This is a genomic window from Bradyrhizobium canariense (genome assembly GCF_019402665.1).
GTDB classification, from domain to species: Bacteria; Pseudomonadota; Alphaproteobacteria; order Rhizobiales; family Xanthobacteraceae; genus Bradyrhizobium; species Bradyrhizobium canariense.
The window spans coordinates 44,549-58,650 of the sequence record NZ_VSST01000006.1; the positions used below are offsets into that span (position 1 = coordinate 44,549).

14 protein-coding genes and 1 pseudogene are annotated in these 14,102 nt (G+C 62.0%); 10 read left to right on the forward strand and 5 right to left on the reverse strand.

The features are described from left to right. The first annotated feature begins 45 nt into the window (after positions 1-45). The 9 genes and pseudogenes from mdcA (at position 46) to FXB41_RS41865 (ending at position 7,356) form a co-directional block, all read left to right on the forward strand. On the forward strand, positions 46-1,692 hold the full coding sequence (gene mdcA, locus FXB41_RS02610) for a malonate decarboxylase subunit alpha (RefSeq protein WP_219679263.1): 1,647 nt from the start codon (positions 46-48) through the stop codon (positions 1,690-1,692). A gap of 10 nt (positions 1,693-1,702) precedes the next feature. Next, positions 1,703-2,020: a malonate decarboxylase acyl carrier protein gene (gene mdcC / locus FXB41_RS02615; RefSeq protein WP_007594395.1), complete on the forward strand. Its 318-nt coding sequence runs from the start codon at positions 1,703-1,705 to the stop codon at positions 2,018-2,020. Then, positions 2,017-2,931, forward strand: coding sequence for a biotin-independent malonate decarboxylase subunit beta (locus FXB41_RS02620; protein WP_219679265.1), 915 nt, complete (start codon positions 2,017-2,019; stop codon positions 2,929-2,931). The genes mdcC and FXB41_RS02620 overlap by 4 nt, the downstream gene beginning before the upstream one ends. After that, a complete protein-coding gene (gene mdcE, locus FXB41_RS02625) occupies positions 2,918-3,658 on the forward strand; it encodes a biotin-independent malonate decarboxylase subunit gamma (protein ID WP_219679268.1) in 741 nt (246 codons plus the stop codon). Before FXB41_RS02620 ends, mdcE begins: the two co-directional genes overlap by 14 nt. Continuing rightward, a complete protein-coding gene (gene mdcG / locus FXB41_RS02630; protein ID WP_219679271.1) occupies positions 3,651-4,298 on the forward strand; it encodes a malonate decarboxylase holo-[acyl-carrier-protein] synthase in 648 nt (215 codons plus the stop codon). The genes mdcE and mdcG overlap by 8 nt, the downstream gene beginning before the upstream one ends. Next, complete coding sequence (gene mdcB, locus FXB41_RS02635; protein WP_219679273.1) at positions 4,295-5,143, forward strand: triphosphoribosyl-dephospho-CoA synthase MdcB; 849 nt, start codon at positions 4,295-4,297, stop codon at positions 5,141-5,143. Before mdcG ends, mdcB begins: the two co-directional genes overlap by 4 nt. Then, positions 5,143-6,063 carry an acyltransferase domain-containing protein gene (locus tag FXB41_RS02640; protein ID WP_219679276.1) on the forward strand — a complete coding sequence of 307 codons (921 nt, stop codon included), beginning with the start codon at positions 5,143-5,145 and terminating at the stop codon, positions 6,061-6,063. The genes mdcB and FXB41_RS02640 overlap by 1 nt, the downstream gene beginning before the upstream one ends. A 600-nt stretch (positions 6,064-6,663) precedes the next feature. Beyond that, positions 6,664-6,915, forward strand: a pseudogene (locus tag FXB41_RS41860) (TetR/AcrR family transcriptional regulator); the annotation flags it as partial. 6 nt (positions 6,916-6,921) lie between these two features. After that, a complete protein-coding gene (locus FXB41_RS41865; protein WP_376707478.1) occupies positions 6,922-7,356 on the forward strand; it encodes a TetR-like C-terminal domain-containing protein in 435 nt (144 codons plus the stop codon). Positions 7,357-7,591: 235 nt separating this feature from the next. On the opposite strand, the gene FXB41_RS02650 is transcribed toward FXB41_RS41865, so the two are convergent. The 5 genes from FXB41_RS02650 to FXB41_RS02670 all read right to left on the reverse strand — a co-directional run bounded on the left by FXB41_RS02650 (position 7,592) and on the right by FXB41_RS02670 (position 13,368). Next, positions 7,592-7,915, reverse strand: a complete 324-nt coding sequence (locus tag FXB41_RS02650) for a hypothetical protein (protein WP_219679277.1) — start codon at positions 7,913-7,915, stop codon at positions 7,592-7,594. 134 nt (positions 7,916-8,049) lie between these two features. Further along, on the reverse strand, positions 8,050-9,333 hold the full coding sequence (locus FXB41_RS02655) for an MFS transporter (RefSeq protein ID WP_219679278.1): 1,284 nt from the start codon (positions 9,331-9,333) through the stop codon (positions 8,050-8,052). Positions 9,334-9,937: 604 nt separating this feature from the next. Further along, positions 9,938-11,500 carry a bifunctional 3-(3-hydroxy-phenyl)propionate/3-hydroxycinnamic acid hydroxylase gene (locus tag FXB41_RS02660; protein ID WP_219679280.1) on the reverse strand — a complete coding sequence of 521 codons (1,563 nt, stop codon included), beginning with the start codon at positions 11,498-11,500 and terminating at the stop codon, positions 9,938-9,940. A gap of 315 nt (positions 11,501-11,815) precedes the next feature. After that, positions 11,816-12,676 (reverse strand): alpha/beta fold hydrolase, encoded by an 861-nt coding sequence (locus FXB41_RS02665; RefSeq protein WP_219679282.1) that lies wholly within the window; start codon positions 12,674-12,676, stop codon positions 11,816-11,818. Between the two features lie 95 nt (positions 12,677-12,771). Beyond that, positions 12,772-13,368 (reverse strand): cupin domain-containing protein, encoded by a 597-nt coding sequence (locus FXB41_RS02670; RefSeq protein WP_246648537.1) that lies wholly within the window; start codon positions 13,366-13,368, stop codon positions 12,772-12,774. Positions 13,369-13,397: 29 nt separating this feature from the next. Here FXB41_RS02670 and FXB41_RS02675 point away from each other — a divergent pair, with 29 nt between their 5' ends. Then, positions 13,398-13,967, forward strand: coding sequence for a hypothetical protein (locus tag FXB41_RS02675; protein ID WP_219679285.1), 570 nt, complete (start codon positions 13,398-13,400; stop codon positions 13,965-13,967). Positions 13,968-14,102: the final 135 nt, after the last annotated feature.

A 14,102-nucleotide genomic window follows, 5' to 3' on the forward strand; every position in this document is an offset into this window, starting at 1 on the left:
ACATTAAACAGCATCGAAGCCAATTCCGCATGCCAAGGAGCCGAGATGAGCGATTGGGGTATGCAAAAGGTCGCCTTGGGCGAGCGCCTCACGGCCGGCCGCCGGTACGCCAAGGGCAAGATCGTCCCGCTTCCGAGCCTGCCTGCGTTTCTGAAGGCGGTGATCCGGTCAGGCGACCGGGTGTGCCTCGAGGGCGACAATCAGAAGCAGGCCGACATCCTCGCCTCGGCGCTCGCAAACCTCGACCCTGCCGAGGTTCATGACCTGCACATGGTCCAGTCCGGTGTGGTGCTGCCCGCGCATCTCGACATCTTCGAGAAGGGCATCGCGCGCCGGCTCGACTTCTCCTATTCCGGCCCGCAGGCGGCGCGCATCGCGAAGATGCTGTTCGGCCGCAAGATCGAGCTCGGTGCCGTCCATACCTACCTGGAGCTGTTCGCCCGCTATTTCATCGATCTCACGCCGAACGTTGCGCTGATCGCCGCGGTGAGCGCCGACAAGGACGGCAACCTCTATACCGGACCGAACACCGAAGACACGCCGACTGTCGTGGAAGCGACGAGCTACAAGAACGGCCTCGTCGTGGCGCAGGTCACCGAGATCGTCGACAAGGTGCCCCGCGTCGACATTCCCGGCGACCTCGTGCATTTCGTGGTCGAAGCCGGGCGCCCCTTCTATGTCGAACCGCTCTTCACCCGCGATCCCGCCGCCATCACCGAGACCCAGATCCTGACGGCGATGCTGGCCATCAAGGGCATCTACGCCCCCTATGGCGTGCGCAGACTCAATCACGGTATCGGCTTCAACACCGCCGCAATCGAGCTGCTGCTCCCGACCTATGGCGAGAAACTCGGTCTCAAGGGCAAGATCTGCACCCACTTCGCGCTCAATCCGCATCCAACGCTGATTCCGGCGATCGAATGCGGCTGGGTCGAGCAGATCCATTGCTTCGGATCGGAAGTCGGCATGGAGGACTATGTCGCCGCGCGATCGGATATCTTCTTCACGGGACCTGACGGGTCGCTGCGATCCAATCGCGCCTTCTGCCAGACCGCGGGCCTCTATGCTTGCGACATGTTCATCGGATCGACGCTCCAGATCGACCTTGTGGGCCACAGCTCGACGGTCACGACCAGCCGCATCGCCGGATTCGGCGGTGCCCCCAACATGGGATCCGATCCACGGGGCCGCCGCCACCCGAGCGAACCCTGGCTCAAGGCCGGCGCCGAGGCTGCGCCCGACGCCGATGCAGCGCTGCGCCGCGGCCGCAAGCTGGTGGTGCAGATCGGCGAGACCTTTGGCGAGCGCAACGCCCCGCTGTTCGTCGAGCGGCTGGACGCGCTCGAGCTGGCGCGCGAGCTCAAGCTCGATCTCGCGCCAGTGATGGTCTATTCCGACGACGTGACCCACATCGTAACCGAGGAAGGTATCGCCAACCTCCTGATGTGCCGCACCAAGGACGAGCGCGAGCAGGCGATACGCGGAGTTGCCGGATACACCGGCATCGGCCGGGCCCGCGATCCGAAACTTGTCGAGCAGCTCAGGCAGCGTGGTGTGATTCAGCGCCCCGAAGATCTCGGCATAGATCCGCTCGACGCCGACCGGAATCTGCTGGCGGCCCGGTCGATCAAGGACCTCATGCTGGCCTCCGGCAGCCTCTACCGCCCGCCCAGCCGCTTCCGCAATTGGTGAGGAGTTTTGCATGGAAAAGCTCAGCTTCAGACTGTCTTCCCCGAGCAGCGCCAGCGGCACTCGCCCGCAGGCGATCGTCGGCGTCGTCGCGTCCGGCAATCTCGAGGTCCTGCTGGAACGGACCTCGCCCCCCGATGTCTGCACCATCGAGATCGCTACGGCCGCGCATGGCTTCGGCATGGTGTGGGATGCCGTGGTCCGCGACTTCGTCGCCCGCCGGTCGGCGGGTGGCTTGCGCATTTCCATCAATGACGGCGGAGCCCGGCCCGACACTGTCGCGCTGCGGCTCGCACAGGGCGTCCGCAAGATCGAGGAGCCGGAACGATGACAGCCGCCACAGCCAACAATGTTTCGCTGAGCTGGTATGAGGCTAGCGCCCGGCAGCGCATCGATGCTCTCGTCGATGCCGGCAGCTTTTCCGAGTTCATCGGTCCCGAGCTGCGGGAGACCAGTCCGCATCTTTCGATCTTCGATCTGCCCGAGCAGTTCGACGACGGCATCGTCATCGGCTGCGGTCGCGTGAACGGTTCGTCCGTGCTGGTTGCCGCGCAGGAGGGACGCTTCATGGGCGGCGCCTTCGGTGAAGTCCACGGCGCGAAACTCACCGGGCTGCTGCGCGCGGCGTGCACGCTCAAGCAGAACGTGCTGATCCTGTTCGACACCGGCGGCGTGCGCCTTCAGGAGGCCAATGCCGGCGAGCTCGCGATCGCCGAGATCATGCGGGCTATCGTCGCGGCGCGGCGCGCGGGCATCAGCGTCATCGGGCTGATCGGTGGACGCGCTGGATGCTACGGCGGCGGCAGCCTGATCGCCGGCACCTGCTCGCGCCTGATCGTGTCGGAGCAGGGGCGGATCAGCGTCAGCGGCCCCGAGGTGATCGAGACCAACAGGGGGATCGAGGAGTTCGACTCGCGCGACCGCGCGCTGGTCTGGCGCACGATGGGCGGCAAGCATCGCTACCTGATCGGCGGCGCCGACATGTTCGTCGACGACGAAGCGTCGGCATTCCGTCTGGCCGCAATCGATGCGCTCGAGTTCAGGCGACGATGGGACCTAGCTGTTCTCAAGGCGGAGCAGAAGCGCCTCGAGCGGCGGCTACAGCGTTTCGGCGACGCTGAGGATGCCGTCGATATCTGGCAGGTACTCGGCCTCAACGAGCCGACAAATATCCCCGCGCTTCCAACGGACGTGTTCCTTCGCGCGGCAGGCAACAGGGAGAACGCCGATGACGCTCGATGACATCCTGGCTGGCCTCTTCCCGAACGGCAGCAAGATCGAGGTGATCGGCGCGATGATCGCCGGAAAGGCCACAATGGCCGATGGAAAGCCGATCCATGTGCTCGGCATCATTCAAGGTCAGAACCTTGGCGTCGACGAAGCGATCGTGCTCGCAGGGCATGTGATCGAGATCATCGGATCGCATGACCGGGCCCCGATCCTGGTCTTGGTGGATTCCGCCAGCCAGCGCATGAGCCGGCGCGACGAGCTGCTCGGCCTCAACGAGTACCTGTCGCATCTCGCCAAGTCCCTGCTGCTGGCGGAGGCAGAAGGTCACCGCACCGTCGGCCTGCTCTACGGCGGCAGCGCGGCCGGCGCATTCATCGCGACGGCGCTGGCCGCCGGCACGCTGGTGGCGCTTCCCGGCGCTCATCCCGCCGTGATGGATCTGCCGTCGATGGCGCGGGTCACCAAGCTTCCGATCGAGGTTTTGAAGGCCAAGGCGGAAGCGACGCCGGTATTCGCTCCCGGGCTCGACAACATGGTTCGCACCGGCGGCATTCAAATTATCTGGGACGAAACTGCGCCGTTGGCGCCGCAGCTTGCGGCCGTGCTGGAACGGCCGGCAGGACGGGATGATCGGGACCGGCTCGGCGCCGAACGAGGTGGACGTCGGAAGGCGGTCGATATCGCCGACCGGGTCGTCGCAATGGCGACGAGCTCATCTCGGGAGCTGCGCCATGGCTGATCCTCTCGAACGCCATACGATGGTGAAGACTTCCCCGGCAGCCTGGACCGCAGTGATGGTACGGCACCCGGAGTTGGCCGAGCATGTGATCGTCGAAGGCTGGGCGCGCGCCGGCCGTCCGCTCGTCGTGCGGCGGTCGGGCTGCAGCGATCCCGCGGGAACGATTCCGCTCGGAATGCCGCTGCCGCCCTCTCACGGCAAGCGGCGCATCGCGGTCGCGCTCGATCCCGGCGAGATCATCGAACAGAAGCCGCCTCCCTTGCTGGCCGACGCGGCCGCGTCCGCCCCGTCGGCGTGGCAGGACACGATCGACCGCCTTCTGGGACTTTATCCGGAGACCCGGACGTTCGGCAGCTTGGCTTGGCAACATCTCACCGGCCTGCCCTATCTTTCAGATCAGTCGGACCTCGACCTGCTGTGGCCCGCACTGCCACCCGAGCAGGCGAGCACCCTGCCCTTCGAGATCGCCGGCATTGCGCACCTGGCGCCGATGCGGTTGGACGGAGAGATCATCTGTGCCGCAGGCGGCGTGCAATGGCGTGAACTGACAGGCGCGAACGCGGACGAAGTTCTCGTGAAGCGGCACAGCGGTGTCCACAGCATGACTAGAGCCGCTTTTCTCGCAGGCAGGACGCCATGACTATTTCGCTGAGATGGCAATCACAGCCGGGCCGCGAGCTCCATGCTGAGCGGATCGGTGATCTCGCATCGCTTTGCCTCAAGCTCGAGGTTGCAACGCATCCGAAGCCGGGGCTCGTCAGCCAGATCGACAACGGCGCACACAGCGACATGGACGCCGAGCTGCTGTGCCGAAGCGCCGATACCTTGGCGCCTTTCTTCAGCGGTCTGGCAGCGGCAGGCGCCGAGGGCGCCGGCATGAGCCGGCTGCGCGCGATCGGGGTCGCCGCCGAGCGCGCCATGCTCGCGGCGACGGCAGGTGTGAACACGCACCGGGGCGCGATCTTCGGACTAGGCCTGCTCTGCGCCGCGGCCGGCTTTCGCGGCGCGCTCGGCCTTCGCAAATCGCTCGGTGGGTTGGTGTCGCAACGTTGGGGCGACGACATCCTGTCCGGCCCCGTATCGCTGCGCAGCCATGGCGCCGTGGCCGCCCGGCGCTACGGCGCCGGCGGCGCCAGGGCGGAAGCGGCCGATGGCTTTCCGTCGGTCTATGACATCGCACTGCCCGCGTTGCGCGCGGCGCGGACGCGCGCACCTGACGATGAGGAAGCGGTGCGCATTCAGGCATGTATGACGCTCATCGCCAATGTTGCCGACACCAACTTGCTCCATCGGGGCGGACCCGAGGGATTGCGCTTCGCGCAAGCCAGCGCATCGGCATTCCTCTCCGCTGGAGGCGTCGGGTCTGCGGAGTGGCGCGCGCGCGCCGTCGATATTCATCACGCGTTCGTGGCGCGCAATCTCAGCCCGGGCGGCTCGGCGGATCTGCTTGCGATGACCCTGTTTGTCGATCGGCTGGAGCGCTGATGCTTGCACTGCTCTGCGGCGGACAAGGTACGCTTTCGGACAAGACCTTCGATCTGGTCGCGGGTCAGCCTGCCGCAGAGCCGGTCTTTGCTGCGGCGACCGCCTGTCTCGGCGAGGATCCCCGGAAGCTGGTCAGGACGCAAGGCAGCGACGAACTGTCCGCCAACCATGTCAGCCAGATCCTGACCGTCACATCGGCGCTGGCGATCCACGGCTGCATTGCCGACCTGTTGACCGGGCAAACTGCCGTCACGGGTTACAGCGTCGGCGAGATGGCGGCCTGGAGCATTGCCGGAATATGGGCGGTCGACGAAACCTTGCGGCTGACGGATCTCCGCGCGCAGCTGATGGACCGTGTGGCCGGACCGGGCGGTCGCCTCGGCTATGTACGCGGCCTCGATCAGGCCGCGCTCGAACCTCTGCTCGGAACCTATCGCTGCGAGATCGCGATCAGGAATCCCGATCGTCTCATCGTAGTCGGGGGCTCTGAGCAGGACGTGATCGATCTCTGCCAGGAGGCAGTTCGACGGGGCGCCGTGCGCAGCGGTCTTCTCGCAGTGAAGATCGCTTCCCACACCTCACGGCTCGCGAGAGCCTGCAAACCCTTGCAAGAGGCGCTCGACGCCAGCAGGCGCGTTCCGATCGCAAGCGGGCGAATCCTGCTCGCGGGAGGCGACGGCGAGCGCATCTTGTCGGCAAGCGATGCGACAGTGAAGCTTGCCTGCCAGGTCGCACAGTTCATTGACTGGGAAGCGACTCTGGAAGCCCTCGCAGAGCTGGGAACCACCAGGGTGCTGGACCTCGGTCCGGGACATGCGCTCGCCGAAATGATGCAGGCCTTCCGTCCCGAATTGCGCTGCTACGCGGCCGATGGATTTCGCACCATAGAGGGCCTGCGCCACTGGGTTGCCTCCGAATAGCTTTCCGCTACAACGCGTCGTCCAGGCTATCGAACAATTCCTCGGGCCTGTGGAACGGTGAATCCCGCATCGGACGGTGTAGACGACGCGATCGCCATCGCGTTGCAGCGACCGTCCTCGGGGTTTCCGCAAGCGCCGGGCCAAGAACTGAAATCCCGGGAGAGCTGCCGACGCAAGCTCGGAAGTCTGGTCGCGGATCACGGGCCTAATGCCGAATCCGCCGCACTTGGATTTATCAAGGCGATTTCTTCCGGAGCTGGCCGCTCTCCAGCCGATCCGATATTTATTCGTACGCTAACGCCATCGGCCGAGAAGTAACACGGTCGGCGAGGAGACCAGCTTCGGTTCCGCATTCCTTGGCCGCTCCGCTAAATCGGTTAGAGCATCCGGGTCGATCGCTATGGGGACTGCCGATCTGTCCCCGCCATCGTGCGCGGCATCGGGCAGCACCAGCGCCATTACCCAAATGCGAGCGGATATACACGCCTTGCTTTAATACGGATCGTATCGTATTGACACGTGGAAATAGTGTTGGATCTGGGCCTTCGAAGCTACGGAGACCAACTGGCTCCATTTTGATTCAACCGCTCAGAACCTTCAATGGCATTAATCCAACCGAAACGCGCATCGAGGAAACCTGTCACTGAAGCAGAGATAAATTCTCAAGGGTCCGACGCCTCTGATCCGAGGCCCGCCGGACGACCGCGCGATCTCGCCTCGCGGCGATCGATCCTGTCGGCGACGATGAGCCTGCTCCAGACCATGTCGGTCACAGACCTTGCGATCGAAGCGGTTGCGCGGGAGGCGCGCGTTTCGAAGGCCACGATTTATCGATGGTGGGACGGCAAGGGCGCACTCGTGATCGACGCGTTCATGGAATCCCATTTCAGCAACACGCCCATGCCGACCGCAGTCGATCCGCGGACTGCCCTCAAACGACATCTCACCTCACTCGTACAATATTTCAGTGGGCGCGCCGGGAAGCTGGTCGTGCAGATCCTGAGCGAAGGCCACAACAACAATGCACTTCTCGCCGACTTTAACGAACGATTCTCCAAGAACCGGCGGCGCCTCGTGCAGGAGACTTTTCAGCGAGGACAGCGGGAGGGCTTGTTCAGAATCGATGTCGATGCGGCATGGGCAGTCGAGATGCTTTATTCGCCGATCTACCGCCGACTGATCTTTGGCCAGCCGCTCGACGATGAGTTCGTCGGCCTGCTCTGCAAGAGCGTGGATTCCCTATTCTCCACTGACACGAAACCAAAGGCGCCGCAGCCGGGCCCGAAGAAGTAGCGTCTCGCCATCGGCGACGGCACGCACGCGGTGCGTGGAAACACGGGCGATGCTTCCAGCATCCGGGCGCGGCTGATAGGCTGGGGAAAGAGCGGATTGACGGAGGAAGTCATGAGGCAGGCTGTGCTCCCGCCGGATCAGGTGAGAACGACGTTGCCTCCGCGGTGCTCTCGATCGCACGCCCGGCATTCCAGCAAACCCTGCTCGACACATCGCGACACATAGCCGGTATCGGTCACTGTATGGTCTTTGCCTTGGCCGACGGGTTGTCCGCGCTGTGTTCTTGATGTCGACAACATCTCCTCCTGTCGATAGCGTCGCGCGATTCCGGCTCGACCGGCTTCCACCTGCGTGGGAGGCTCGAACTTGCGTTCTGGATCATGTCTGAAGCTTGTTCCCGATCATGATGCTTGCACGCTGCAAGCGTGTGCCACTGGATCGCAAGCCGCACAGCAACACATTGTTCAAATCGTGGTAACTTCTTCAGTCCCTCTTGGCCGAACTCGACACCGATGCCGGACTGCTTGACCCGCCGAACGGTGCGTTCGGCGTGGCGCACGATGAAAAGCTCGTCATTACCGTCGATCGCGTTGTGTCTGATAGGGGAGTCCCGACCAACTCTTCGGCTTGATGCGGTCTTCCATCGGGATCACGCCCAAGCCGATCTTGATCTTCGGCGTGCCCGTACGGAAACTAGTGTTCGGGCCGCGCAATCGTGTGAACGGCAGCGTCAATCTTCGATCCTGCCGCCGTTCTCTCGCCTGCAAGGTTGGCCAGCCCCTCTCGAAAGACCGACAAGCGTCCAATGAGGCTGAGAATGGAAGCACTCAGCATGCTGCAAGCCGCCAGAGCGAACCAGGGGAGATAGTTGCCTGCCGCGTCGTATGCGAGGCCAGCCACCAGCGGCCCCGCGCTGCCACCGATCGACACGGCAAGCATGATGCCGCCGAAGAGCGAGCTGAAATGCTTCGACGGAAAGCGCCGACCGATCAGGTAGAAGGCCAGATCGAGTTCAGATCCAATCGTGAAGCCCACCGCCAAGGCGCCCGGCAAGATCAACTCGGAGTTGCCCGACGCCAACATGACCACACCACACGCGGACAGTCCGAAGATCGTCGCCGCGAGCAAGTTCGCCTCCAGGCGGTCCAGCAAAAACCCGGTGATCAGCCGCCCGACAATGACGGCGAAGCCCATAAGTCCGGCCAACTGCGCTGCGTCGGCCGCCGACAGGCCACGATCTGTCAGCATCGGAACAAGGTGAACGATCGTTCCGAATATCCCTATCGAGGCCAACAGGAAAACCAGCGCTAACAACATGAAGCGCTTGTTGGCGTACAACTGCCATTTCCATTGCGTGGCACCGGCCTCGGCAGGATCACGCGCGGACTGGTTCTTCAGGAGCCAAGCCACGATCGGGATTGCCGCAACGACGAGCCCGGATAAGCCAATGTAGGCGCCGCGCCACGTGTAGGCAGTCAGCAACTTGTTGACCAGCGATGGAAACAGCAGAGCGCCAAGACCGGGTCCGCAATAGACGATTCCATAGGCGAGGCCCAAATGTCTCGGAAAATTGGCGAGCACGAAGCGCCCGTACGAGACCGGGGTGGTCGCGTTGCCAAGGATAGCAAGAAAGAACGTGAGAACGAGGAAGCTCAGCAATCCCGTTGTTGCGATTCCGAGCAAGAGAAATGACAGCGCCAATCCACCCGCGGACACAAGCGCCATTCGGTAAGCGCCGAACCTGTCGACCAATTGACCCGAAAAGGGGCTGATGATGCCGATCGTCAGCATCGGGATCAAAACACCAAGCGACGCCATTCCGCGGCTCCAGCCGAACTCGGTTGCGAGCGGCTTCAGGAACAGCCCCGAACTATAGAAGAAGATTGATGTAATCCCAGTCGTCATCCCGAGCAGACAGCCAAGAATGACGTCGCGACCGCGCCACAGCTCGCCGTGCAAACCACTTTGAGTGTCCATCCCGGATTCCCCAGCTTTCCCGCCCTATGTGATTTTTTATTACAGTACGGATCGTTTCATATCTAAGAAGTCCGGTCAACCGGTTCATGGGCTGATGAGACTGCGACGGACAATGAGGCAGCCCAGTTGTGTGGCGCGTCTAAGCAAGGGCGACAGAAATTGCGCTGCGCTATCATGCCGGCATCGAACTGTCCGCGTGTTCTGCCCCCTGACGGCTCGCGGAACTTGGAACGTCTAAAGATGAGCACGATCTGCCGTTCGACGCTGTCCGCCGAGTCGCAGGTTTCTATGTGGCATGCGACCGATATCGGATCGCGGTGCGCGACGCCGGCAATGGCGTCGGATCATCGATGCGTTCTGGTCAGCCCTGCGATTCCAGATCGTTTCCCAGCTTCAACGGCTCACGACGAAAGGCGAAGCGATGTAGCCGCGACACCTTATCGTTTGTAAAGGCGATGTGGTGGGCAATATCTTGAGTAAGAATTAGCCTTCTCACGACCGGGCGGATACAACGTGTCCGTTGTCTGGTCGGTCACTACGATGCCGAGCGCGCCGGCGTGAATGTCACGGCTGGCGGTGGTAGCGAGAGCTCGTCTCTCCTGCTTCAGCCGACGAGTCCCAACTGGCCGTACAGACGCTTAAGCTTGTGTGCCAGATCGTTTTCGTCCTGCACCGTGGCATAGACATAGCGATCGGGACGCACGACCACCGCTGCCGTATCGTTGGCGGCGGCCCATCTGGCAAAGATGTCGCCAGCTTCGACTAGCGCAACGACACCATCCGGCACTGGCTCTGCGGACGATTGAATGACAATCCGTTGCCCCCCAATGCGACGCCAGGCATCCGCATGAGGTTCCATCCAGGTCTGCGCCGCCGGATTTGCCGTCACATACAGAAAAGCCATCGGGCAAATGTCATCCATCAACCGGGTGCGGCCGCTGATGACGACCTCCGGCTGAACCATGAGGCTTCCCGACAATAGATCGTTGGTGAGAATGCCATTCGTCAGATTGGGAATGAAGGCCTGGCGCGTCGTCGTCATCCGCCCTTCGCGCAGTTCCGCGCGTAGTATCCGGTCTCGCTCGCGCGCGCGTGCCTCGTCCATTTCGCCGATGATGAGGCCGAACTCCTTGGCGTGTTGGATGACTTTTGCGACATGCGGCTTCCGCTCGGTCTCGTAAGTTGACAGCAGGATATCGGACCCGCCGTGACGCTGCGCAAGAACGAGCTTCCATGCGAGATTGAAGGCGTCACGCAGGCCTGCGCAGAGACCCTGGCCAAGGAAAGGCGGCATCTGATGGACGGCGTCACCGGCCAGGAACACGCGTCGGCTCGCCCAGCGATCTCCAACCCGTGCCGCAAAGCGGTAGGTTGCGCTGCGCCAGATGTCGAAGCAGCGGATGTCGACATAATTGGCCATCACGGCGCGCACCCGCGCCGGATCGTCGAACTCAGCCGGGCTCTCCTGCGCCAGCAACTTGATCTCCCATCGGCGCAGATTGCGGGGACCGACGACATAGGTCGCGGGCCGCGACGGCCAGCAATATTGCGTGGTCTTGCGCGGCAGGTCGGTGTCGCGAAGCTGCCAAGCGTCGATGACGATCCACCATTCGTCAAACCGATAGTCTTCGAGATTGACACCGAGACGCTTGCGGATCTCGCTGTTTGCCCCCTCGCAGCCGACCAGAAACGTGGCCGTCGCGGTCTCGCTGGCGCCGGTCGCATTGTTGGCAATTGTTACAACGACACGGGCACTATCTTCGGCGAAGTCTGTAACGGTACAGCCGAGTTTCGTCGTGACGTTCGCCCGCAGGCTGAGCGCACGACGGAGCATTTTTTCGAGCTCCGGCTGGACGAAGGTCGAAGTCGACGGCCAGCCGAGCGCATACGGCGGCGGGGCCGGATCAAACAGCTTGATGATCTCACCATCGACCCCGAGGAAGTCCGTTCCAGGATGCGGCCGCGTGCTGGGGAAGAGCGTGTGGGCGACGCCGCAATATTGCAGCGTGCGCATCGCTTCCCAGTCCAGAACAATGGCGCGCGGAGTCGGGTATACCTCCGGAAACCGCTCTACGACGCAGACGCTCAGACCCTGCGCGGCAAGGAGGTTTGACAGCACGCCGCCGGTCGGTCCACACCCTGAAACAAGGACGTCAAAATGCTGCAAATAATCTCCAATGCGCCTCCTAGCGGTGACGATCGATAGATGCCGTTTGCGATCACCCGCTTGCTAACCATTTCTTTGGCACATCCGCCGAGGGGCCACTCCCCGCAAGAACCATATCAGTAGCGTCCATCCCAACATACCCATCCCGAAATCGCTGCCGCAAGGCCGCCTTCGCCAGGGTAGTACTGGATGCAGCACGTCTTTAACAAAGCAGCGACATTCGAAAAGGAGCTTGGCGGTTCGGTCCCTGTCGTCCTCGACATCAGTCACGCTTAGTCAGGCCCATCACGTCGTCCGGCAAGCCAGCCCAACACTCTAGATCACACCGGTGTCCGACAAAAATTTCGTGATAGCCTTTGTTGCACCGGCAGGGTTTTCAAATTGAAGAGCGTAGTGTCCCTCGACGTCCACCACTTGGGCGTTTCGCCAAAAGCGCGCGATTTCATCAGCTTGCTCGCGTGAGAGCGCAGCACCGAGACTCGCCCGCATGATCAAGACGGGACATTCGACCCGTGCTGCGTAAGGACGCAGATTATTGCTGAGGTGCGCAAGCCCCTGCGCCACGCGTATCTTGTCATACCGCGGGATCAATCGACCGTCCCCGATATGCACATAGTTGTGTTCAATGCGATGATGGAGCGCAGCATCTGGATCGTGAGTGAAAGGCTTTCTCGGCCTCATGAAAGCATAGGCCTCTTCCTTCGACTTGAATTCATCAGGATGACTTATCGTGCTGCAGGCACCTTCGAGGACACTCTGCGCACTCTCGCGTGTACCATAGAAGTTGCTGAGATGAGGACCGGCGATCAGCGCAAGGGCTGACACGCGCTGCGGATACCGGGCCGCGAACACTTGGGCAACGCGCCCGCCGAGGGAGTGCCCGACAAGGATCGCACGATCAATCCCCAGTTCCTGCATGAAGATTGCAAGATCTTCCGTGTATTCTTGCGCCGAATAGTCGCCGGCGGCCTTGTCCGTGCGGCCATGCCCTCGCTGGTCGGGAGCGTGGACGTGAAACCGATCCCCCATAGCATCGGCCATGAACTCAAACATCCGACCATAGCCAAGGGAGGGATGCAAAAATATCAGGTTTGGTCCCTGCCCCGCCCATTCGTGGTAGTGCACCGCAAGTCCATTCGACAGCTTGACGGTATCTTGCCTGAAGTGACGCCGCATTCAAAAATCCTCCCAGATCACTGCCTCGTCAGCCCCGGGGGCAGACGGCATCGGCTCGTCCGAGCTTGCGCGTGCCGGCACGACGAGCCGCGCCCTCATCTGCTGTCGTCATCCGGAAGCGCAAGAAGCACAAAGGCCATGCGGCATGGCTTGCTCGAGCGGTTCGACCAGCTGTGGCTGGTTGCGCGTTGGATCAGGACATCACCGGCGCGCATCAGCGTCTCGCCTTTGTCCATCATGGCGTAGATCTCGCCCTCAAGCACGATCGCATAGTCCAGAGAGAGCGTTTTGTGAAACCAGAAGTGTCGACCAGGCCGATCTCCGACAACGTGGTTTTCGGCGAGGAATTCGGCGAGCTTTGTAGTGTCGATCTCTTGATCGGGCGGAAAGTCGGCGATCCTCAGCAGCGACCCACCTTCGGAGTGGAATCCGAAGATGTGGCCGGCAGGCGCAGGATCATCTCCCGGCGCGGCCGCAGCGCCTGTGGCCCATGGAACCTGTGCCGCTGATGCAAACTTCGTGATTGTGACATTGGGCGTGGGCCCGTCGGACACGATCAAGGAGCGCCCCTCGCTATCTTCGCCGGTGACGATCCGTCGGACCGGCTTGTATTTGATTGCGGCGAGGGGCGTGGTTTGCTCGTCTCTCAAATCGCTCATCAATATCTGACCTTCTGACCTCTTTCCCGCCATTTAGATACAGTACGTTTCGTTTTGTCAAGATGACGCAGCAAAAGAACCGGGCTGCACGGGAGGAATCCCCCCGTGAGAACAGGGATGATGACCTCGCGTGGCTTTGGGTGTCCGAGATCAGACCGATCTACAAGCGCAGACAGCCCAAAACCAATAACTTCAGTTTTCGCGACGTCGCGCGGCTGGCAATCGTCGACGAAGGAAAGATTATCCAGAAGCGCTCGCCGTTGCCCGATGGCAATTTGGCCGCAGATATCGCGAATACATCAACCCTCAAGATGCTGATTACGGTTATCGAGCTTCCTCACGCGCATCATCTGCACGTGCCACCTCTTTCATCTCTTCGACCACGAAGACTACGTCACGGGCTGCGCCTTGGTGCAATACGCCCTCCGAACGGCGGGGCGACGCACGAGATCGCGGCAACTTTCATCAAGTACGAGGTGGTGCTGGCCGCTGGACGCTGCGAACAGCGTCGCATAAGCAGATCCCGATTTCTCCAATCGAGAAATGTTGAAAGGACAGCCGAGAAAGTCCGCAAAGCAACAGACTTGTCCGTGAAGCGTCCTTTCTACCGAGTTGACTTATCCCCACGCTAAGGCGGCAGACGTCTTTGGAGATGCGATTTTGTAATCTCCGCTTTGCATGCACTCGCCAGGGTGAATAACGGTCAGATCCGGCTTCCGGGCGTTCAACTGCGACATGGCAAGGCTGGATCAGACATCCTTGACAAG

Bases quoted from the DNA above. Each gene is read 5' to 3' on its own strand.
- FXB41_RS02655 (WP_219679278.1), bottom strand. From the start codon at position 9,333: ATGGACACTCAAAGTGGTTTGCACGGCGAGCTGTGGCGCGGTCGCGAC.
- FXB41_RS02675 (WP_219679285.1), top strand. From the start codon at position 13,398: ATGACGCAGCAAAAGAACCGGGCTGCACGGGAGGAATCCCCCCGTGAG.
- FXB41_RS02665 (WP_219679282.1), bottom strand. From the start codon at position 12,676: ATGCGGCGTCACTTCAGGCAAGATACCGTCAAGCTGTCGAATGGACTT.
- mdcG (WP_219679271.1), top strand. From the start codon at position 3,651: ATGGCTGATCCTCTCGAACGCCATACGATGGTGAAGACTTCCCCGGCA.
- mdcA (WP_219679263.1), top strand. From the start codon at position 46: ATGAGCGATTGGGGTATGCAAAAGGTCGCCTTGGGCGAGCGCCTCACG.
- FXB41_RS02640 (WP_219679276.1), top strand. From the start codon at position 5,143: ATGCTTGCACTGCTCTGCGGCGGACAAGGTACGCTTTCGGACAAGACC.
- mdcC (WP_007594395.1), top strand. From the start codon at position 1,703: ATGGAAAAGCTCAGCTTCAGACTGTCTTCCCCGAGCAGCGCCAGCGGC.
- mdcE (WP_219679268.1), top strand. From the start codon at position 2,918: ATGACGCTCGATGACATCCTGGCTGGCCTCTTCCCGAACGGCAGCAAG.
- FXB41_RS02670 (WP_246648537.1), bottom strand. From the start codon at position 13,368: ATGGCGGGAAAGAGGTCAGAAGGTCAGATATTGATGAGCGATTTGAGA.
- FXB41_RS02620 (WP_219679265.1), top strand. From the start codon at position 2,017: ATGACAGCCGCCACAGCCAACAATGTTTCGCTGAGCTGGTATGAGGCT.
- mdcB (WP_219679273.1), top strand. From the start codon at position 4,295: ATGACTATTTCGCTGAGATGGCAATCACAGCCGGGCCGCGAGCTCCAT.